20 protein-coding genes are annotated in these 18,335 nt (G+C 65.4%); 19 read left to right on the top strand and 1 reads right to left on the bottom strand.

The features are described from left to right. The first annotated feature begins 24 nt into the window (after positions 1–24). The 19 genes from LGT36_RS11585 to LGT36_RS11495 all read left to right on the top strand — a co-directional run bounded on the left by LGT36_RS11585 (position 25) and on the right by LGT36_RS11495 (position 17,459). Positions 25–945: a flagellar motor switch protein FliM gene (locus LGT36_RS11585; RefSeq protein ID WP_226096017.1), complete on the top strand. Its 921-nt coding sequence runs from the start codon at positions 25–27 to the stop codon at positions 943–945. Beyond that, complete coding sequence (gene fliN, locus LGT36_RS11580; protein WP_226096018.1) at positions 942–1,649, top strand: flagellar motor switch protein FliN; 708 nt, start codon at positions 942–944, stop codon at positions 1,647–1,649. The genes LGT36_RS11585 and fliN overlap by 4 nt, the downstream gene beginning before the upstream one ends. Beyond that, complete coding sequence (locus LGT36_RS11575; protein WP_226096019.1) at positions 1,650–2,165, top strand: flagellar biosynthetic protein FliO; 516 nt, start codon at positions 1,650–1,652, stop codon at positions 2,163–2,165. Beyond that, positions 2,162–2,992: a flagellar type III secretion system pore protein FliP gene (gene fliP, locus LGT36_RS11570; RefSeq protein WP_255633290.1), complete on the top strand. Its 831-nt coding sequence runs from the start codon at positions 2,162–2,164 to the stop codon at positions 2,990–2,992. Before LGT36_RS11575 ends, fliP begins: the two co-directional genes overlap by 4 nt. After that, positions 2,992–3,264 (top strand): flagellar biosynthesis protein FliQ, encoded by a 273-nt coding sequence (gene fliQ, locus LGT36_RS11565; protein WP_226096021.1) that lies wholly within the window; start codon positions 2,992–2,994, stop codon positions 3,262–3,264. The genes fliP and fliQ overlap by 1 nt, the downstream gene beginning before the upstream one ends. Before the next feature lies 1 nt (position 3,265). Continuing rightward, positions 3,266–4,048: a flagellar biosynthetic protein FliR gene (locus LGT36_RS11560; protein ID WP_370634303.1), complete on the top strand. Its 783-nt coding sequence runs from the start codon at positions 3,266–3,268 to the stop codon at positions 4,046–4,048. After that, positions 4,045–5,148 carry a flagellar biosynthesis protein FlhB gene (locus LGT36_RS11555; RefSeq protein WP_226096022.1) on the top strand — a complete coding sequence of 368 codons (1,104 nt, stop codon included), beginning with the start codon at positions 4,045–4,047 and terminating at the stop codon, positions 5,146–5,148. Before LGT36_RS11560 ends, LGT36_RS11555 begins: the two co-directional genes overlap by 4 nt. Positions 5,149–5,182: 34 nt before the next feature. After that, positions 5,183–7,237: a flagellar biosynthesis protein FlhA gene (locus tag LGT36_RS11550; protein ID WP_226096023.1), complete on the top strand. Its 2,055-nt coding sequence runs from the start codon at positions 5,183–5,185 to the stop codon at positions 7,235–7,237. Continuing rightward, the gene (locus tag LGT36_RS11545) at positions 7,215–8,708 is read left to right on the top strand and encodes a hypothetical protein (RefSeq protein WP_226096024.1); all 1,494 of its coding nucleotides are present in this window, start codon (positions 7,215–7,217) and stop codon (positions 8,706–8,708) included. Before LGT36_RS11550 ends, LGT36_RS11545 begins: the two co-directional genes overlap by 23 nt. Positions 8,709–8,806: 98 nt before the next feature. After that, a complete protein-coding gene (gene csrA / locus LGT36_RS11540) occupies positions 8,807–9,079 on the top strand; it encodes a carbon storage regulator CsrA (RefSeq protein WP_226096025.1) in 273 nt (90 codons plus the stop codon). Between the two features lie 149 nt (positions 9,080–9,228). Beyond that, positions 9,229–11,661, top strand: coding sequence for a chemotaxis protein CheW (locus LGT36_RS11535; protein ID WP_226264598.1), 2,433 nt, complete (start codon positions 9,229–9,231; stop codon positions 11,659–11,661). Position 11,662: 1 nt separating this feature from the next. After that, positions 11,663–12,082: a chemotaxis protein CheW gene (locus LGT36_RS11530; RefSeq protein ID WP_226095153.1), complete on the top strand. Its 420-nt coding sequence runs from the start codon at positions 11,663–11,665 to the stop codon at positions 12,080–12,082. Positions 12,083–12,125: 43 nt separating this feature from the next. Beyond that, positions 12,126–13,826 (top strand): methyl-accepting chemotaxis protein, encoded by a 1,701-nt coding sequence (locus LGT36_RS11525; RefSeq protein ID WP_226095152.1) that lies wholly within the window; start codon positions 12,126–12,128, stop codon positions 13,824–13,826. Between the two features lie 9 nt (positions 13,827–13,835). Then, positions 13,836–14,897: a chemotaxis response regulator protein-glutamate methylesterase gene (locus tag LGT36_RS11520; RefSeq protein WP_226095151.1), complete on the top strand. Its 1,062-nt coding sequence runs from the start codon at positions 13,836–13,838 to the stop codon at positions 14,895–14,897. Further along, entirely contained in the window at positions 14,894–15,706 is an 813-nt protein-coding gene (locus tag LGT36_RS11515; RefSeq protein WP_226095150.1) for a protein-glutamate O-methyltransferase CheR, read from the top strand. Before LGT36_RS11520 ends, LGT36_RS11515 begins: the two co-directional genes overlap by 4 nt. Beyond that, on the top strand, positions 15,703–16,086 hold the full coding sequence (locus tag LGT36_RS11510; protein WP_226095149.1) for a response regulator: 384 nt from the start codon (positions 15,703–15,705) through the stop codon (positions 16,084–16,086). Before LGT36_RS11515 ends, LGT36_RS11510 begins: the two co-directional genes overlap by 4 nt. Next, positions 16,083–16,553 (top strand): chemotaxis protein CheX, encoded by a 471-nt coding sequence (locus tag LGT36_RS11505; RefSeq protein WP_226095148.1) that lies wholly within the window; start codon positions 16,083–16,085, stop codon positions 16,551–16,553. Before LGT36_RS11510 ends, LGT36_RS11505 begins: the two co-directional genes overlap by 4 nt. A gap of 52 nt (positions 16,554–16,605) precedes the next feature. Beyond that, complete coding sequence (locus LGT36_RS11500; protein WP_226095147.1) at positions 16,606–16,968, top strand: response regulator; 363 nt, start codon at positions 16,606–16,608, stop codon at positions 16,966–16,968. Next, positions 16,965–17,459 carry a hypothetical protein gene (locus tag LGT36_RS11495; protein ID WP_226095146.1) on the top strand — a complete coding sequence of 165 codons (495 nt, stop codon included), beginning with the start codon at positions 16,965–16,967 and terminating at the stop codon, positions 17,457–17,459. Before LGT36_RS11500 ends, LGT36_RS11495 begins: the two co-directional genes overlap by 4 nt. A 187-nt stretch (positions 17,460–17,646) precedes the next feature. On the opposite strand, the gene LGT36_RS11490 is transcribed toward LGT36_RS11495, so the two are convergent. Next, positions 17,647–18,315 carry a D-alanyl-D-alanine carboxypeptidase family protein gene (locus LGT36_RS11490; RefSeq protein WP_226096741.1) on the bottom strand — a complete coding sequence of 223 codons (669 nt, stop codon included), beginning with the start codon at positions 18,313–18,315 and terminating at the stop codon, positions 17,647–17,649. Between the last annotated feature and the right edge of the window lie 20 nt (positions 18,316–18,335).

The following is an 18,335-nucleotide window of genomic DNA, read 5'->3' as shown; positions in this document are numbered from 1 at the left end:
GTCTGCGCCGATGAGGTGCCCGTGATGAATCGGGCATCTCAACGACGCAAGCGTGGCTCTGGCACGCCCGAGGTCTACGACTTTCGGCAGCCGATGACCCTCACGCGCGAGCACGAGCGAGCCATCGAGGTGGCCGGCCAGACCTTCGCGCGCCAGTGGGGCACCTTGCTGAGCTCCCGTCTTGGTGCTCTAACGTCCGTTGGCCTCGAGACGATCGAACTCCACACGTACGACGAATACATCCAGTCGTTGCCGCAAACTACGACGATGATCGTGCTCCAGGTGGAGCCAAGCCGCACCCCGGCCCTTCTGCAGATTCCCACCAACGCGTCGATGACGCTGATCGACTGCCTGCTTGGCGGTCCTGCTGTGACGCTCGACATGCCCTTCCGCGAGATGACCGAGATCGAGTGGAACCTCATGAAGGACATGCTCGACCACGCCGTCGACGAACTGGGCTACGGCTTCGCGTCGATCTTGCCGATGCAGTTCGAGGTCCGCGCCGCCAAGTACAACCCGCACTTCATGCAGGTAGTTCCCGCCTCTGAGCCGGTGTTGGTGCTCGGTTTTGAGATGGCGATCGGTCGCGTGACCACATCGATCACGCTCATGATCGTGGCGGAAGTGCTCATGTCCCAATTGCGTGAACAAGAGCACGTTGCGAGCCGCACCGACGAGGAACAACGTGAGTACAACGCCGCCCTCGACTTGCTGTCGCAGCGCGTCGCCGAGGTGCCGCTACCGGTCTCGGTGCGCTTCTCTGGCCGCACCATGGGCGCTCGCGAGATCACCGAATTCCAGGTGGGCAGCGTGGTGCGTTTGCATCACCCGGCCGACCGTCCCCTTGATGTCGTCGTCGGCGACGTCACTCTTGGCCACGCAGCGATCGGTGTCAATGGCACCCGCGTCGCGTGTCTCGTCGTCTCCACCGAGGAGGAAAAATGACCACCGCCACCGCCACAGGGCGTGCCGCAGCAGAACAGCTCGCTGCGCTCCTGCCCACCGCCGTGTCCCTGACCGTGTCCGAGCTCAACCCTGGACAGGCGCCCGACGCAGCCGCGACCGCTGTACGTGCGCACTTCGTGGGTTCCACGAGCGCCGACCTCATGGTGATCGCCGATGAAGCCATTGCCGCAGCGCTCGCGAGCGCAGGAGAAGACGTCTCCGCCGCCGACGCCCTGCGCCCAGCCCTTGAGGCCGCCGCCGCAACACTGGGTTCCGGTGTCCTCGACACGGCAGAGGTCGTATCACTTGGCGACTTCCTGACCGACCCCGACGTCGAGGCCTTCGCCTTGGTGGGCGAAGACGGATCGCCTCAGGCCTGGTTCGCGATTCGCGTGCGGGTCAGCGCCCCACAGCAAGCCGCGGCCGACCACGTACCGATGAACGCCGCTGCAGAGCGCTCCCGCATGCGCCTGCTCCACGACGTCGAACTGGTCCTGACGGCGGAGATCGGTCACACCCGCTTGCCGATGCGTCAGGTCCTCGACCTGGTTCCAGGCACCGTCCTCGAGCTCGACAGGGCTGCAGGCTCCCCGGCCGACGTCATGGTCAACGGGCGTCTTGTCGCACGCGGCGAAGTCGTCGTAGTCGACGAGGACTACGGAATCCGCATCACCGAGATCGTGTCAACGGAGAGCGGCCAGTAAATGGAAACCCTCATCCTCGTGGCGCGCGTCGGCCTGTCTTTGGCCGCCGTGCTCGGACTGTTGTGGTGGTTCAGCCGCCGCATGCAGTCCTCGACGACCCTGCGTCGTCGTCGCCGCGAGGAGCTGGTGGTCCTTGGCCGTCAGCAATTGGGAGGCAAAGCCGGCGTCGCCCTCATTGAGGCCTCAGGACGTCGGCTTGTGATCGGCTACGGCGAGCACGGCGTCAGCCTGCTGCACGATGCAGGAGAGGTCGCAGCGCCCGAGCCAGAAGACACCGCCGACGCCTCTGACCTTGACAACGAACTTCTCACTCTGACGACGGAAGGTGGACCTGCGGAGCAGCTGTCCGCCCCCGTCAAGGCGCGCAACGACGCGTCAGTCCCTGCCCGCTCGACGTCGGCCCGGACGGCCGACGCCAGACGGCCCCGCACACCCCTCGAGGGATCGATCCTGTCGCCAGGTACCTGGCGACAGGCGGTGGTGGCGGCGCAAGAATGGACCACTCGTCGTTCATGACCTCCGCAACGCTCCGGCGTCCGCGTGTGGCTGTGCGCATCCGATCACTCGTGATCGGCGGCGCCGTCGCCTTCGCAGCCGTCCTGGCCTGTGCCTCTCCCGCAGCCGGTGCCGTCGACCCGACTGAACCACTCGCGCCCGTCGACCCGACGCCCGTCAGCGGGCCCGGCGTCGCCGTCGACATCTACGGAGTCGATGGCACGCCCTCGAGCTCCATCGTGGTGCTCATCGCCATCACGTTGCTGTCGGTGGCGCCTTCGCTCTTGCTGATGACCACCAGCTTCACCAAAATCTTCGTGGTGCTGACTCTCACACGCAACGCCATGGGTCTTCAGGGCACGCCGCCCACCCAGGTGCTCGCCGGCCTGTCCCTGTTCCTCAGCCTCTTCATCATGGGCCCCGTGCTCAGCGAGATGAACGACGCCGGAGTCCAGCCCTACCTTCAGGGCGAGGTGTCGTTCTCGGAGGGTCTCGAAGACGCGGTCGATCCGTTGCGTGAGTTCATGCTCTCCCACACCAGGGAGTCAGACATCGCGCTGATGACCCGCGCGGCGGAGGCCCCCAACCCCGAGACTCGCGAGGACGTCTCCATGACCACCCTCATGCCGGCGTTCATGCTCTCGGAATTGCGATCGGCCTTCATCATCGGCTTCGTCGTGTTCGTGCCGTTCCTGGTCATCGACCTGGTGGTCGCAGGCGCCCTGATGTCGATGGGCATGGTGATGCTCCCGCCCGTCATGGTGTCGCTCCCGTTCAAGCTCTTGCTGTTCGTGCTGGTCGACGGCTGGACCCTGATCATCACCTCACTGATTGGGAGCTACGGGTAATGGACACGTCAGCAGTTCTCGACATCGGGTTCAGCGCGCTCGTGCTCGCGGCCAAGCTCTCTGCGCCGCTGCTCATCACCGCGCTCGTCGTCGGCTTCGCCGTCTCGCTGTTCCAATCAGCGACCCAAATCCAGGAAGTGACCCTGTCCTTCGTGCCCAAGGCCGTCGCCGTCGGCGTCGCGCTGTTGATCTCCGGTCACTGGATGATTGCGGAGTCCGTCTCGTTCACCACCGGCCTCTTCGAGCGCATCCCTGGGCTGCTTGGCGGCTGACGTGAACTTCTCCTTCGACCTCGGGCTCATCGAGACCACCATGCTCGCGAGCGTGCGGATCTTGGCGTTCCTCGTGGTCGCGCCGCCTTTCCACTTCAGGGCCTTCCCCGCCCCTGTAAAGGTGGCCATCTCGCTGGGCGTCGGCCTGCTTGCTGGGCCGCGCGCCGTCGAGGCGGCAGGCACAGTTCCCGGCGCGATGCTCGTCTCAGGAAGCCTCGAGTTCCTCGGTGCGCTCGTGCTGCAACTGGTGGTCGGCCTTGGTCTTGGTTTCTTGGTTCGCATGGTGTTTGCCGCCGTTCAATCGGCCGGCTCGATCATCGACATCTTCGGTGGATTTCAGCTTGCCCAGGGCTTCGACCCCCTGAGCCAGACCCAGGGCGGGCTGTTTTCCAAGTTCTACGACTTTTCCGCGCTCGCGTTGCTGTTCGCCTCCAATGGCCACCAACTCGTGCTCGGTGGTTTGGTGCGCAGTTTCGACGCCTTGCCGCTCGGCGAGGGTCTCAACATGACCGTCATGGGCCGCGTGCTCACGGGCGGCCTCAGCGAGCTCATGGTCTCGGCGCTCCAGATCGCAGGGCCGCTCATCGTCGTCCTCTTTCTCGCCGACGTCGGGCTTGGCTTGCTCACCCGCGCTGCCCCTGCGCTCAACGCCTTCGCGTTGGGTTTCCCGCTCAAGATTTTGCTCACGCTCTCGCTCGGCTCTATCGCATACTTGACGCTGCCCCAGATCGTCGGAGAGCTCACCGAGCGGGCCGTTGAACTCGTGATGGGGGTGAGTTCATGAGCAACGACGCCGGTGGTGACAAGACCGAGAAGGCCACTCCCAAGCGCATCAAGGAGTTGCGCAGGGATGGCTCCCTGCAGCGCTCTCAGGATCTCTCGGCATGGGTGGGCATCGCCGCCGCGGCAGCGGTGTTGCCGCTCGTCCTCAACAAGGTCTCAGAAGAGGCCCGCACCCAGATGGCAACGATCGCCACCGTCGCTCAGTCGCCCGATCCTGTTCTCGCTCAGCAAGCGCTGTGGGATGGCATGGTGTCCATGTTTATGACGATGGCGCCGCTGCTCTTGGCTGTCTTTCTCGCCGCGATCCTGTCCGGCGCAGTCCAGGGCGGCATCCACTTTGCACCCAAGAAGCTCAAGCCCTCGTTCAAGCACTTCAATCCGAAGCAAGGCGCCAAGAAGATCTTCGGCGGCCAGGCGTGGTGGAACGGAGCGAAGGCAGCGCTCAAGGCCGGGGCGATCGGCGCCGTCTTGTACATCGTCATTCAGTCGCTGGTGCCTTTGCTACTCGGCTCCGGCGCCCACTCGCTCACGTCGATCATCGATACCGCCGTCGGCGGCACGAATGACCTGGTGCGCACCGGCATCGTCGCGGGCCTCGTGCTGGCGGGGGCGGACATGCTCGTGGTGATGAAGCGCAACCGCAAGCAGACGCGTATGTCCATGAAGGAAATCAAGGACGAGAACAAGAACACTGAAGGCGACCCGTTGCTGAAGGGCGCCATCCGCTCTCGCCAGTTGCAGATGAGCCGCAACAGGATGATGGCGGAAGTCGCGCACGCCGACGTCGTGCTGGTCAACCCCACCCACGTGGCCGTCGCGCTGAAGTACGAGCCGGGCACCGGCGCCCCGCGAGTGGTCGCGAAGGGCAAGGGTCACGTTGCGACCCGCATCCGCCAGGTCGCCTCCGACAAGAAGATCCCCATGGTCCAAGACATCGCGCTCGCGAGGGCCTTGCACGCCGCATGCAAGCTCGGCGACGAGATCCCCGCCGAGCTCTACACCTCTGTTGCCCGAGTCCTCGCCTTCGTCCTCGCCTTGCGCCGCCGCGGCGCAGCCGTCGGAATGCACCGCAACCCTCACGCCACGCCGGTCGCCGCATGACCGCCAGCCCCACCACTGAAAAGGAGGTCCGCTCATGAGTGGACGCCTCAGCCAGTTCGCCGTTCCCCTCGGCGTTGTTGGCATTGTCTTGCTCTTGGTGGTGCCGCTGCCGGCCGCCATGCTCGACTTCCTCATCGTTACCAACATCGCGATGGCGCTCGTGGTCCTCCTGACGTCGATGTACGTCAAGCGACCCCTCGACTTCTCGGTGTTCCCGTCAATGCTGCTGGTGCTCACCCTGTTCCGGCTCGGCCTCAATGTGGCCTCGACCCGGTTGGTGTTGCGCGACGGCTACGCAGGCGAAGTTATCGGGGCCTTCGGCCACTTCGTCGTGGGCGGCTCGCTCATCATCGGCCTCGTGATCTTCCTCATCCTGGTGGTCATTCAGTTCGCCGTCATCACCAATGGTGCGGGCCGCGTGGCGGAGGTGGGCGCGCGCTTCACGCTCGATGCCATGCCTGGTAAGCAGATGGCGATCGACGCCGACTTGAACGCCGGACTCATCGATGAGGACACCGCCCGCCAACGTCGCGCTGACATCGCTGCGGAAGCCGACTTCTACGGCGCGATGGACGGCGGATCCAAGTTCGTCAAGGGCGACGCGATCGCCGGAATCATCATCACCATCGTGAACCTGCTGGGAGGCTTCGCGATCGGCATGCTACAAATGGGCATGTCTCCTGGAGAGTCGCTCGAGCGCTTCTCGCTCTTGACCATCGGCGACGGCCTCGTGACCCAAATCCCTGCCCTCCTGATGTCCGTCTCCACCGGTCTGATCGTGACCCGAGCCACGGCGTCGTCCGATATGGGCACGGCCGCAAGCGAGCAGCTCACCCAGTCGCGCACAGCCCTCACCATCGCTGGAGGCACCGCCATCGTGCTGGCTCTGGTGCCAGGAATGCCCAAGTTGCCGTTCATCGCGGTGGGCGCCGTCCTGCTCATCGTCGGTCAACGCATCGGCGTGCGCGACAAGGCGGAGAAGGCGAGCAAGGAAGTGGTGCCAGCGGCCGACGCCAGCGCACCGGCGCCTGACTCGCCAGAAGCGCTCATGGAGCAGATGCGTGTTCACGCGCTCGAGATCCAGTTGGCTCCCGACCTGGTAGACCTTGTGGGCTCCGGCACTGATCAGGACTTGCTGGCCAGGGTGCGCGGCCTGCGTCGCAAGATCGCCATGGAGTTGGGCCTGGTGGTGCCGCCCGTGCGCACCCGCGACTCGGTGGAACTGCCGCGCTCCACGTACGTGGTCAAGATCGCTGGGGTCGAGGTCGGCCGCGGCGAGGCGCCTTCTGGGCGTCTGCTGGCGCTCGGCGATCACCTCGAACAGATCGTCGGCACCCCCGTCCACGAGCCGGTCTTTGGCTTGACGGGCAAGTGGATCCCTACCGAGATGCGGGCCCAAGCGGAACTCGCGGGCGCGACCGTGGTGGACAGGGTGTCGGTGCTGGTCACTCACTTGGGATCCATCATCACGTCCAACGCCTCGCGGCTCCTGACGCGCGAAGATGTGCGCGTCCTGGTCGAAGGCGTCAAGCAGGTCAACCCTGCTGTGGTGGACGAGTTGGTGCCGGGGATGCTGTCACTTGGAGAGGTGCAACGGGTGCTCCAGGGACTGCTCACCGAGCGAGTGTCCATCCGTGACTTGCCCAGAGTCTTCGAAGGCCTCACCTTGCGCGCCAAAATGTCGACGGACCCAGAGGGCCTCATCGAGGCCGCACGCACCGCACTGGGACCGGCGGTCTCTGCCCCCTACGTGCACGACGGCATTCTGAGGGTCATCACTCTCGAGCCGGTGCTCGAACAGCAGCTGCTTGAAGCCCGCAGGCCGAGCGAGGAGGGCACCCAACTGGTGGTCGACCCCGATCGCGTCGAGCGATTGCTGACGAGCCTGCGTGACCGCGTTCAGGACATCGAGATGGGCGGTCGGGAGGCGATCGTCGTGTGCGCGCCTGGGCTGCGGCCGGCCTTGCGACGTACCGTCGCACTAGCGCTCCCCACCATGCCCGTGCTGTCATATTCGGAAGTGACGTGCGCTCCCGTGCAGGTCGAGACCGTAGGGGTGGTGACCGATGCCTCAGCGCTTGCTGCTTGAAGGGGCTGATCTCGAGGCGCTGATGTTGCGCGCTCGCGAGGAGTACGGTCCCGAGGTTCGCGTGGTCAAGGCCGACAAGGTGCGCACTGGCGGCGTGCTCGGGTTCTTCGCGCGCGAGAAGTACGAGCTGACGCTCGAGATCTCCGACGAGGTCGCCGGCGCGGCGCTCGCAGCGGGTCGCGCTGGCGAGTTGGGGAGCGGCGCGGTGGTCGCGGCGGCTCGTTCGCGCGATGAGGCGGCCGACGCCCAACTTGCCGAAGAGATCGCCGACGCCAAAGCGGCCAGGGAGGCGATGTTGGCTGACGCGGCTGCTCCGCGGGCGGTCGCGACCAACGCTGCGGTGGCTGAGCCAGGCCGACAGGACGCGGCGGCCCAGCGCGTGCAGGATGTCGCGCAGACGGCAGAGCCCACCGATATGGCGCAGTTCGACGAACTCGTGCTGCAGTTGACGGAGCAGGCGGCCACCGCGCGAGCGGAGGCGCCAGCGCGGGTGGCCGGCCGCGCGCGGCCGCGAGCCTTTGCCCCCGCAACCTTCCCTGGAATCGACAGGGACGAAGCCGTCGTCTTGAGGCCGGCCCTCCCGGCCACGGACCCGGCCCCCACGGACCCGGCTAGTGCAGACCCCGCCCCCACCGGTACAAATGGCTCCATTCGTACCGGTGAAGGGCCATATCGCGGTACAAATGGTGCCATTCGTACCGGGGACGGCGTGGTTGCAGGCGCCGACGCGGTTGCCGGAGACGACGGTGAGGCTGGCGTCGTCGTCAATCGCTGGGGCGTGTTCACCGACGTCGCCACGGCGGTCGCCACCGAATGCACCGCTCCCGCATTGCTCGCGCTCGGAGTGCCTGCGCGATTCGTTTCTGGCTTCGCCGACCTCGACACCCCCGTGCCTCTGCTCGACGTGGTCGCACGCTTTGGCACCCCGCCAGTGCGCAGGCCGCAGGCAGGCGACGTTCTACTGATTGCGGGCCCGGCCGACAAGGCCGTCGCCGTCGCGACCCAAGTGGCTGCGTGGGTGGGCGTGCCACGCCAAGCGGTCATGCTCGCCGGCGAGATCGATGCCATCCGCGGCCACGGTCGCCGCATTCGCACGTCAGACCAGGCGCGCGTCGTACGGCGGCGTGCTGAAGAGGCGGCTCGACTGGGGGACCCCACGATCGTGGCACTCGGCATCGCGCCAGGACGTCGAGGGGCTGCTGCCGCTGCCGAGCTGTTCGCCGCGGTGGAAGCGGATACGACGTGGGCGATCGTCGACGGGACCAAGCGCGCCTCGAGTTATGCAGGTGACCTCAAGTTGTTGGGAGAGCACCGCAACGTTGACGCGCTCGCGGTCGTAGGGATTTCCGACGCGCAAGCCCCAGGAGCCGTGCTGGACGCACCCCTTCCCGCCGCCTGGATGGATGGTCTACCAGCCACAGGAGTGGTGTGGGCAGCGCTGTTGGGCGAAAGGATCGCGGCCCGCGAGTAATGAGAGGCCGTTCTCTGTCTCCGGTGAAGGACGGCGCATCGCAGTGTCTGGCGGCGTTCTTAGTCGCTGATGCGGCGCTGACCGACTAGTCTCGCTACATGCTCGTCCTGTCGCGCCGTGTCGGTGAGCGCCTCATCATCGGTAAAGACATCGTGGTGACGATCATCGACGTGCGCTCCGACGGCGTTCGCGTCGGAATCGACGCACCGCGAGAGATTCGCGTGACGAGAGCCGAGATCTTCGAAGCGGTGGAGAAGCACAACGTCGAGGCAGCGTCGGCCGACGACAGCGCCCTCGAAACGCTGCGCGGGCTCGCACCATCTCCCAAGTCGATGCCCGCTCAGAAGCCTCGGGGCGACGCCAAAGCGTAGCCCGCGTCTGTCCCGCCAAAGGGTCGCGATCACCGCGCCTCGGTAAGCCGCGTCTGACTGCTCACCGCGAGCCAACTTCGGCCGATGGGTCCCCCGACAAGGCGGCGAGCCGCCGCCATGATGGCAACGGGAGAATACCCATGGATGGGATGGATGACATCGTCCGCGAATTCGTGGTCGAGAGCCACGAGAACCTGGACCAGCTCGACCAGGACTTGGTCGCGCTAGAAGATCAGCCAGGCTCGCGAGAGCTACTCGGCTCCGTGTTCCGCACCATTCACACCATCAAGGGCACCAGTGGGTTCCTTGCGTTCGGCGTGCTGGAGTCCCTCACTCACGTGGGCGAGAACCTTCTTGCGGAACTCCGCGACGGAAAGCGTCCCATGACCCCGCGCACTACTGACGTGCTGCTCAAGATGGTCGACGCCGTTCGGGAGATCCTTCGCTCCATCGAGTCATCTGGCACAGAAGGCGGCGCCGATTGGTCCTCCGTTGTCGCCGACATTCAGTCCGTTCTGGATGACCCAACAGGTGCGCCCCTTGCTTCCCCAAAGCCCGCCCCCGCCGCGTCGGCCGCGCAAGAGTCGGAAGCGGCAGCTCCGACCAAGGCCGCACCAAAGCGCAAGATTGTGGCCAAGCCCAGAGCGAAGGCCCCCGCGAAGGCCGCCGCAAAGACGCCTGAAAAGGCGGCAGCCAAGCCCCGCGCCAAGGCTCCAGCCAAGCCCCGCGCCACCCGCCCGTCAACGACCCGCAAGGCCATCGCCGCCGAGCCGATGACCTCACCAAGCGTCAGCGCCCCCATTGACCCAGAGCAGACTCTCGAGGTCATCGAACCGGAATTGGTGGAAGCCATGGACAACGCGACCAGCGATGCGCCAACTCAAAGCCGAACGGACGACGCTCCCGTCCGATCTGCCGCCGACGCCTCGATTCGAGTCGACGTCGACGTGCTCGATGCCCTGATGCGCCACGTCGGCGAACTGGTGTTGGCGAGAAACGCCATGACGAGGCTGTCGGCCGACATTGGCGACGCGGCGCTCGTGCGCGCCTCGCAGCGCTTGTCGCTCATCGCGACAGAGCTCCAGCAAGGCGTGATGAAGACCAGGATGCAGCCCATCGAGCACGTGTGGTCGAAGGTGCCGCGGATGGTGCGCGACATCTCAGCCTCGCTCGGTCGCCACGTGCGACTCGAGATGATTGGTCAGGACACCGAACTTGACCGCGGGCTGCTCGAAGCGATCAAGGACCCGCTTACCCACCTGATTCGCAACGCGATCGACCACGGCATCGAGTCGCCGGAGGGTCGCAAGGAGGCTGGAAAGGCCGACCAGGGCGTCCTGACGCTCAGGGCTTTCCACCAAGGCGGCCAGGTCGTGGTCGAGATCAGCGACGACGGCAAGGGCATCGACCCGCAAGTGATCTCCGCGAAGGCGGTCGAGCGCGGGCTGCGCACTCAGGCACAGGTGGCCGCGATGGGCACCCAGGACATCTTGCAGTTGCTGTTCCTGCCTGGCTTCTCGACCGCAGAGGTGGTGACCAACGTGTCCGGCCGCGGCGTCGGCATGGATGTGGTGCGCACCAAAGTCGAGGCCATTGGCGGAGTGGTTGACGTGCAGTCGACTCCCGGCCTTGGCACGACGTGGAGGCTGCGCATTCCGCTGACGCTAGCGATCATGCCAGCGCTCACCGTCGAGTGTGCGGGCGAAACCTACGCCGTGCCACAAGTCAACCTGCTGGAGTTGCTTGCCGTCGATGACAAGCAGAGCGGCGTCGAGTACGTCGGCGACGCCGCCGTCTACCGCCTGCGTGGACAGCTCTTGCCCATGGTCGACCTGCGGGACGTCCTTGGTAGGACGCCACGCGAGTCCCTCGTCGGCGCAGTGATTGCCGTGCTCCAGGCCGATGGCGGCCGCTTCGGTCTTGTGGTGGACCAGGTGCTCAACACGGAAGAGATTGTGGCCAAGCCCATCGGGGCCGCCGTCAAGGCGATCGGCCTGTATGCAGGCGCGACGCTGCTGGGCGACGGATCCGTGTCGCTCATCTTGGACATCCCTGCGGTGGCCCGCAAGGCTCTCGACATCGACCTGCAGGACGCTGTGCGTGCCGCCACCACCGAGCACACCGCGTCCGTGCAAAAGGAATCCATGCTCATCGTGTCGGTCGGTGAGGGCCGCCAGGTCGCGATGCCGCTCGGCGCAGTCACTCGACTCGAGCGCCTACCCGCGAGCGTCATCGAGCAAGTGTCCGGATCGTCGGTGATGCAGTACCGCGGCAAGATCACGCCAGTGGCCGATCTCGCCCAACTGCTGGGCGATGGAGGCACCATGCGCGAAGAGTTCGCGGTCATCGTGTGCACGCGCGGCGAGCGCACCGTCGCTCTCGTGGCGAACGAAGTGGTCGACATCGTGGATTGCGACAAGGTCGACTTCTCCGATGTCTCCGGCTATGGCCTGCTGGGCTCCATCGTGGTCAAGGACAGGGTGACGGAACTGCTTGACCTCCGCGGAGCAGTCGAGGCGATCGATAGCGGTTTCTACGACGACCACGAGGCCGAGCTCGTCGGCGCTGGAATGGAGTCCTGACATGCAACACCAACTTGCGACTTTCAAGCTCGACAACCGCCTCTACGGCGTGGACGTGGCGAGGGTTCAAGAGGCACTGCGCCTCCACCAGCGCACCGCCGTTCCGCACGCCCCTCGCACCGTCGCCGGGCTGGTCAACCTGCGCGGCCAGGTGGTGCTGATGGTGGACTTGCGCGCGCGGCTTGGACGTGAGCCCTACGGCCCAGATGACGAGCCGATGATGGTCGTGGTCAAGGTCGACGGGGAGCCAGTGAGTCTGCTGGTCGACCAGGTGGGTGACGTCTTGCAGCTCGACTCCGAGCAGTTCGGGCCGCCACCGCCCACGCTGGAGGCCGCGCTGCGGGACGTCGTCACCGGCGTGTACTCCATGGACGAAGGCCTCTTGCTGTCGCTCGATGTCGACCTCGCGGCGCGTGTCTAGGGTGCGCGCCCTCGACACCTCGCACTCGTTGTAAGGAGAGCACATGCTCAAGGTGAGCTTGCGCGACACGGCTCGCGCGGTCAGCCGGGTTGTAGCGCGCCGACCTCGCGCGGGCACTGCGGCTACTGGCAGCGGTGGCGGCACGGTCGCGCGCAAGGCGGTGTGGCACGACAACGTGGGGATTCGCACCAAGATTCTCGCCGCGCTCGGCCTCGTCGCCGTCCCTGCGGTGGCCGCCGCTCTTGCGGTCGTCATGCTGGGCGAGCAGGCGATCAGCAACAACCAGCAGATTGTCGACACCCAGCAGGGTGTCCTCGCGCCCGTTGCTGAGCTGAGGGAGCTCTACGCGCTCGAACGCGTCGAGCTCGACCGCTTGGTGTTCTCTTCTGACGCAGCCTCGCACCGCGATGCCGTGATGAGCATTGCGGACATCGACACGAGGATCAAGGAGGCGACCGAGCAGCTGGAGGGCCAGGAAATGGTCGCCGACCTGCCGGCCTGGAAGGCTCTTCAGGCCGCCAGGTCAGCGTGGCGCCAACTGCGCGACAGCACCCTGATGCCTTTGGCCAAAGACGGCGATCTGGCGGGCTTCATCGAGGCCGACGCCGACACCGGTGCGGCGAGCAGAGCGACGGTCGCCGAGGTGTTGGGCGTCTTCGAGTCTGCGCTCGAGGAAGACACTGCCGCCAGGATCGAAAGCGCCCAGGCAAGCAGCCGGACGACGATGTTGGCAGTGGTCGCGATGTTGGCCGTCGGGCTGTCGCTGGCAGTGTGGTTTGGCACGCGGGTAGCCGTCACCGTGCGCCGCAGGGTGAAGAGCGTCGGCGACGTGCTGGACGCCATGTCGACGGGTGACCTCACTCGCACGGTCGATGTCGCTGGGCACGACGAAGTGGGCAGGATGGCGATCAAACTTGACGAGGCAAGGCTTCACCTTGCGGCGGTATTGCGGGACGTTCGCGACGCGTCGGGAACCGTGGCGAGCGCGATTGAATCCATGTCAGCCGCCGGACGTCAGGTGAGCTCCGGCTCGCAGTCGACGGCCGCCAACGCCGGCAGGGTGGCGAGCGCGGCCGACGAGGTATCTCGCAACGTCCAGGCGGTCTCCTCAGGCGCAGAAGAGATGGACTCGTCCATCAAGGAAATTTCGCAGAACACCGTCGAGGCGGCCAGGGTCGCCACCGACGCCGCAGAGGTGGCGAGCACCACCAACGGGATCGTGTCTCAGTTGGGAGCGTCCAGCCAAGAGATCGGCAACGTCGTCAAGGTGATTACTCAAATCGCCGCCCAAACCAACCTGCTTGCGCTCAACGCGACCATCGAGGCGGCGCGGGCAGGGGAACTCGGTAAGGGATTCGCCGTTGTCGCCGGCGAGGTCAAGGACTTGGCCCAAGAGACGGCGACAGCGACCGCAGACATCGCCGAGCGTGTCGAGGCGATCCAGAAGGATGCGGAGGCAGCAGTCGTTGCCATCGGCGAAATCACGGGGATCATCGAGGCGATCAACGCCTTTCAGACGACCATCGCCTCGGCAGTCGAGGAGCAGTCTGCCACCTCTCACGAGATGCGGCGCAATATGGCAGTGGCCGCAGACGGCTCCCAGTCCATCGCCTCTTCCATCACGGATGTCGCAACGGAGACGGCCTCGTCCGTGGCCGTCCTCTCGACGTTCGATGATTCGATCGATCAGCTCTCGTCCTTGTCAACGACCCTGCGCGACCGCGTCGCGGAATTCTCGTTCTAGGGCACTGGCATGGGAAAAATCAGAGTGCTCGTTGTCGATGACTCGGTCGTCGTCCGCAGGCTCGTATCAGACGCGCTCGCCACCGACCCGGACATCGATGTCGTTGGCGTGGCTCAGAACGGATCCATCGCGGTCACCAAGGCCCAGGCTCTGCACCCCGACTTGATCACGATGGACATCGAGATGCCCGTCATGACGGGCATTGAAGCCGTCACGGCCATCCGCGGCCGCGGGCTGAAGATGCCGATCGTGATGTTCTCCACCCTGACCGAGCATGGCGCGTCAGCAACCCTTGACGCGCTCGCCGCAGGAGCCACTGACTACGTCACCAAGCCGACCAACCACGGCGACATGTCTCAAGCCAGCCAGGTCATTGGCGCCCAACTGTTGCCCAAGATCAAGGCGCTCTTTCGGAAGCCTACGTTCCACCGCGGCCAGACAACGTTGGCACCGCGCCTCGCCCGCCCCCGCACGCCGCGAGCGGTCGTCATCGGCTCCTCCACCGGGGGTCCCGAGGCGCTGTCCAAGGTAGTCAGCGGCCTCACCACCGCTCTACCCGTGCCGATGCTCATCGTTCAACACATGCCGCCGCTCTTCACGGCCCAGTTGGCAGCCCGCCTCGACCGCCTAGGCCCCCACCGCGTCGTCGAGGCAAAGGGCGGGGAGACTCTCGAAGCCGGAGTGATCTATGTCGCACCGGGTGATTACCACCTGCTGGTGGCCGATGAGAGAGGACGAGTGGTAACGCGTTTGTCTCACGGTGACCAGGTGAACTTCTGCCGACCGGCCGTTGACGTGTTGTTCCGCTCGGCCACTGATGTTTTCGGTCCGGATCTACTGGGAGTCGTTTTGACAGGAATGGGTGCTGATGGCCGCGAGGGATCGCGGGCTATCGTCGACGCCGGCGGACGTGTGTTTGCTCAAGACGAGCAGACGTCTGTGGTGTGGGGCATGCCAGGCGCCGTCGCGACAGCAGGGCTGGCTCATCAGCTCTTCCCCATTACCGACGTTTCGGAGGCAATCGCTCGTGCCGTCGCCAACCGTATGGCGCCAAGGGCGGTGACCTCATGACCCTCGCAGCGGACACCTTTGACTTTGTCGCCACGTTGGTGCGCACCCGCAGCGCCATTCAACTGGATAAGGGCAAGGAGTACCTGGTCGAGAGCAGGCTGGCGCCGCTCGCCCGCAGCGCCGGCGCGGCCGACGTTGACGCCTTTGTCAGGGCGCTCAGGGCGGACATCTCCCAGCACGAGTCGGTGGTTGAGGCACTGACCACGAACGAGACGTCCTGGTTCAGGGACTTGAATCCCTTCACCGTCCTGAAGACCCATATCCTTCCCGAGTTCGCAGCGAAGGGACGGGGACCGCTTCGGGTATGGTCCGCCGCCTGTTCCACTGGCCAAGAGCCGTACTCGGTTGCCATGACGATCGCTGACAACTTTCCGTCGCTCAAGGTCCAGATTGTGGCCACCGACATTGCAGAGAACGTGCTCGCTAAGGGCCGCTCAGGGCGGTTCAGCCAGCTCGAGATCAACAGGGGCCTCCCGGCGCCGATGCTCGTCAAGCACTTCGAGCGGCAAGGGCCCTCTTTCGAGATCTCGCCGCAGTTGCGCAATCAGGTGGTGTTCCGCAAGCACAATCTGCTCGAACTGCCGCCGGCCGGCGGTCCCTTCGACATCGTCTTCTTGCGCAATGTGCTGATCTACTTCGACGTCGATACCAAGCGCAGTGTGCTCAGCAAGGTACGGGCAGCGCTCACCCCTGGTGGGTATCTGTTCCTGGGGGCGGCCGAGACCACGATTGGCGTGGACGACGCGTGGGAGCGGATTCAGGTGGGCAATAGCTCCGTGTACAGACCCCGAGAAGGGAAGAGGCTATGAAGGCCCTCGTCATCGACGATTCGCGCGTGATGCGCAAGATCGTGGGCAACATCCTGACCAGTGCGGGATTCGACACGGTCGAAGCGGAGAACGGTCAAGTCGCGCTTGAGCAAATGGAAGCGCACCACGACATCGCCCTGTGCTGCATCGACTGGAACATGCCGGTCAAGACCGGCTTCGAGTTCGTGGTCGAGGTGCGCAAGCGCAGCGAGTGGCGTGACGTCACTCTCATGATGGTGACCACCGAGGGCGAGCAGGATCAGATTGTCCGCGCCCTCGCCGCAGGCGCCCATGAATACGTGATCAAGCCATTCACCCCCGAGGTAATCCTCGACAAGCTCCAGTTCCTCGGACTGGTGGAAGTGAAGGAGACGGTATGACCATCCCGGCCACCTGGGAGCCGCTCAGCGACGTGGACCCTGTGCTCACCATTGCGCAGGACTTGTTCACGACGATGATCGACGGCGAGCCAGGTCACTTGTACCCCTGGATGGGCGAAGACCCCGACCTTGTGGACCCGCGCTACACGTGGGTCGACGTCTCGGGTCCCGTGGTCACCAGGGTGATGTTGATGGCTGGCCGAGTCACAGGTGAGCACCTCACCCGCGCTCTCTTGGCCATGGACGAGGCAGAGCATGTCTCCGATGCGGATTTCGCCGATGCAGTGGGCGAGATCGCAAACGTGGTGGGCGGCAACGTCAAGTCGCTCGTCACCAACCCAGGAGCCCTGACGTTGCCAGTGGTCACGCACGAGCGCCCAGACATGGGCTCTGCAACGTGTCTTCTCAAGACGTACTTTGGATGGAAGGGCGCCCCTTTGGGCGTCGGACTTTGGGCACTGACGTAAGCACAGCGGGTCTCAGCCCCGATGGAACAAGGATAGGAAGAGGTGACGAACCATGAAGGTCGTAGTCGCCGACGACAGCCGCGTGATGCGGCAAATCGTGATCCGCACTCTGCGTCAAGCGGGTTACGACTGGTGGGATATCGAAGAGGCAGAAGACGGTGCTGTTGCGCTCGAACGGATTCGTGCGTCCAGGCCCGACTTCGTCCTGTCCGACTGGAACATGCCTGAGATGACGGGAATCGACCTGTTGCGGAACCTGCGCAGCGAGGGCGACGAGACGCCCTTCGCGTTTGTCACCTCAGAGGGCTCGCCCGCTATGCGGCAGCAAGCCGAGGAGGCAGGGGCACTGTTCCTCATCGCCAAGCCATTCACCGCGGACATCTTCCGCGAGACGATCGATCCGTTCATCGCATGAGTACCGACATGAAGCCGACGCCGGTGCCCTCCGCCTTCGAGGTGCGCGACCTGTTCGAGAGCCTCCTTGGCAGGGAGATCGAGTGGACCGCGACCTCTGTCATCGTCGACCCGATCGACGGCGCCACCGTAGGCGCCTACGTCAATGACCTCGGCAACATCGGCGCGATTGTCGCGGTCGACGTGCCGCTCACCGCATGGGCGGGTTCCGCGATCGCCCTCCTGCCACACGTGGGCGCGGAGACGACCATCAAGAGCGGACTCGTCACGCCGGCGCAGTTCGACAACATGACGGAGATTCTCAACATCGCCGCGTCCATGTTCAACAAACCAGGCACTCAGCATCTGAAGCTGCACTCGACGTACGCGCCTCGGGAGACGCTGCCGCCAGACGTGCAGAAGTGGGCGCTTGCGCCAGCAGGCCGGCTCGACGGCAAGCTGGCGATCCAGGGCTACGGCGGCGGCCGAGTCTCGGTGGTGGTCGCGTACTGATTTCCCCTTGCTTCAAGGGGAGACAAGGGCGGCGTGGGGCAGCTGAGAGGCTCCACGCCGCTCTTTCGCGCGCATGCACGACGCCGGGGTTGAGGGGCCGCGCGAGCACGGCGCTGGGGCTGAGCGCCCGCGCGGACGCACGACGCTGGCGCGGGGTCTCGTGCTCGGTCCCGGGGGAGCCGACGCGTCACGCCTTGGGCACGAACTCCCAGTGCCATGGCTCGCGGGGTACGTTCTCAACGAATCCGTAGTCTTGCGCGTGCTGACGCATCCAGGCTTGGGCCGTGGGATTGAGGCCGAGGTCAACGGCGAGGCCCCAGCCATGCTCGCTGGTGCCAGGAGCAGCGGCGAGGCCGCCTTGGGAGTAGAGGCCCTTTTGTTGGGCGAGGCGCACTTGTGAGTCGTAGGTGCGGTAGCCATCGGTGACCGAGATGGACACGCCTGCCGCCTTGGCGTCGGAGATCATGGCATTGAGTCGCTCGGCGGCTGGCGCCCACATGCGTTCGCTCGAGCCGTTGAGGGGTGCAAGCGCGTCGGCAGGAATCTTGCCGTTGCCATAGCCGGCGAGCGAGCGCGGGATGCCTTGAGCATTGAGCTCTGAAGCGGCCGCCGCGAGACTGGTCGTTCCCGATGGTGAGACGGCCGCGAGGACGTCGGCAAAAGAAGTGCCAGCCGTGAACACTCCGTTGTTGGACACGCCTGACGAGAACAGGCTCGAGTTGGCGGACGACGCGAGGGATCGGCTCAGATCCGTGGCGTAGGGGGCGCCTGCTGAAGGCGTCGCACCTGGCGTCACTGAAGCGATGAGGGTGTGGATCTGTTCCACGCGCTGGCCTAGTGCGGAGATGGCTTCCACGCGTCACTCCTCTCGCATCG

It is taken from the genome of Demequina sp. TMPB413, from assembly GCF_020447105.2.
Lineage (GTDB): Bacteria > Actinomycetota > Actinomycetes > Actinomycetales > Demequinaceae > Demequina.
This window is presented reverse-complemented; position numbering and strand designations above follow the sequence as displayed.

Bases quoted from the DNA above. Each gene is read 5' to 3' on its own strand.
- LGT36_RS11585 (WP_226096017.1), top strand. From the start codon at position 25: ATGAATCGGGCATCTCAACGACGCAAGCGTGGCTCTGGCACGCCCGAG.
- LGT36_RS11545 (WP_226096024.1), top strand. From the start codon at position 7,215: ATGCCTCAGCGCTTGCTGCTTGAAGGGGCTGATCTCGAGGCGCTGATG.
- LGT36_RS11515 (WP_226095150.1), top strand. From the start codon at position 14,894: ATGACCCTCGCAGCGGACACCTTTGACTTTGTCGCCACGTTGGTGCGC.
- LGT36_RS11525 (WP_226095152.1), top strand. From the start codon at position 12,126: ATGCTCAAGGTGAGCTTGCGCGACACGGCTCGCGCGGTCAGCCGGGTT.
- LGT36_RS11575 (WP_226096019.1), top strand. From the start codon at position 1,650: ATGGAAACCCTCATCCTCGTGGCGCGCGTCGGCCTGTCTTTGGCCGCC.
- LGT36_RS11530 (WP_226095153.1), top strand. From the start codon at position 11,663: ATGCAACACCAACTTGCGACTTTCAAGCTCGACAACCGCCTCTACGGC.
- LGT36_RS11555 (WP_226096022.1), top strand. From the start codon at position 4,045: ATGAGCAACGACGCCGGTGGTGACAAGACCGAGAAGGCCACTCCCAAG.
- LGT36_RS11505 (WP_226095148.1), top strand. From the start codon at position 16,083: ATGACCATCCCGGCCACCTGGGAGCCGCTCAGCGACGTGGACCCTGTG.
- csrA (WP_226096025.1), top strand. From the start codon at position 8,807: ATGCTCGTCCTGTCGCGCCGTGTCGGTGAGCGCCTCATCATCGGTAAA.
- fliQ (WP_226096021.1), top strand. From the start codon at position 2,992: ATGGACACGTCAGCAGTTCTCGACATCGGGTTCAGCGCGCTCGTGCTC.
- LGT36_RS11550 (WP_226096023.1), top strand. From the start codon at position 5,183: ATGAGTGGACGCCTCAGCCAGTTCGCCGTTCCCCTCGGCGTTGTTGGC.
- LGT36_RS11495 (WP_226095146.1), top strand. From the start codon at position 16,965: ATGAGTACCGACATGAAGCCGACGCCGGTGCCCTCCGCCTTCGAGGTG.
- LGT36_RS11500 (WP_226095147.1), top strand. From the start codon at position 16,606: ATGAAGGTCGTAGTCGCCGACGACAGCCGCGTGATGCGGCAAATCGTG.
- LGT36_RS11520 (WP_226095151.1), top strand. From the start codon at position 13,836: ATGGGAAAAATCAGAGTGCTCGTTGTCGATGACTCGGTCGTCGTCCGC.
- LGT36_RS11510 (WP_226095149.1), top strand. From the start codon at position 15,703: ATGAAGGCCCTCGTCATCGACGATTCGCGCGTGATGCGCAAGATCGTG.
- fliN (WP_226096018.1), top strand. From the start codon at position 942: ATGACCACCGCCACCGCCACAGGGCGTGCCGCAGCAGAACAGCTCGCT.
- fliP (WP_255633290.1), top strand. From the start codon at position 2,162: ATGACCTCCGCAACGCTCCGGCGTCCGCGTGTGGCTGTGCGCATCCGA.
- LGT36_RS11535 (WP_226264598.1), top strand. From the start codon at position 9,229: ATGGATGACATCGTCCGCGAATTCGTGGTCGAGAGCCACGAGAACCTG.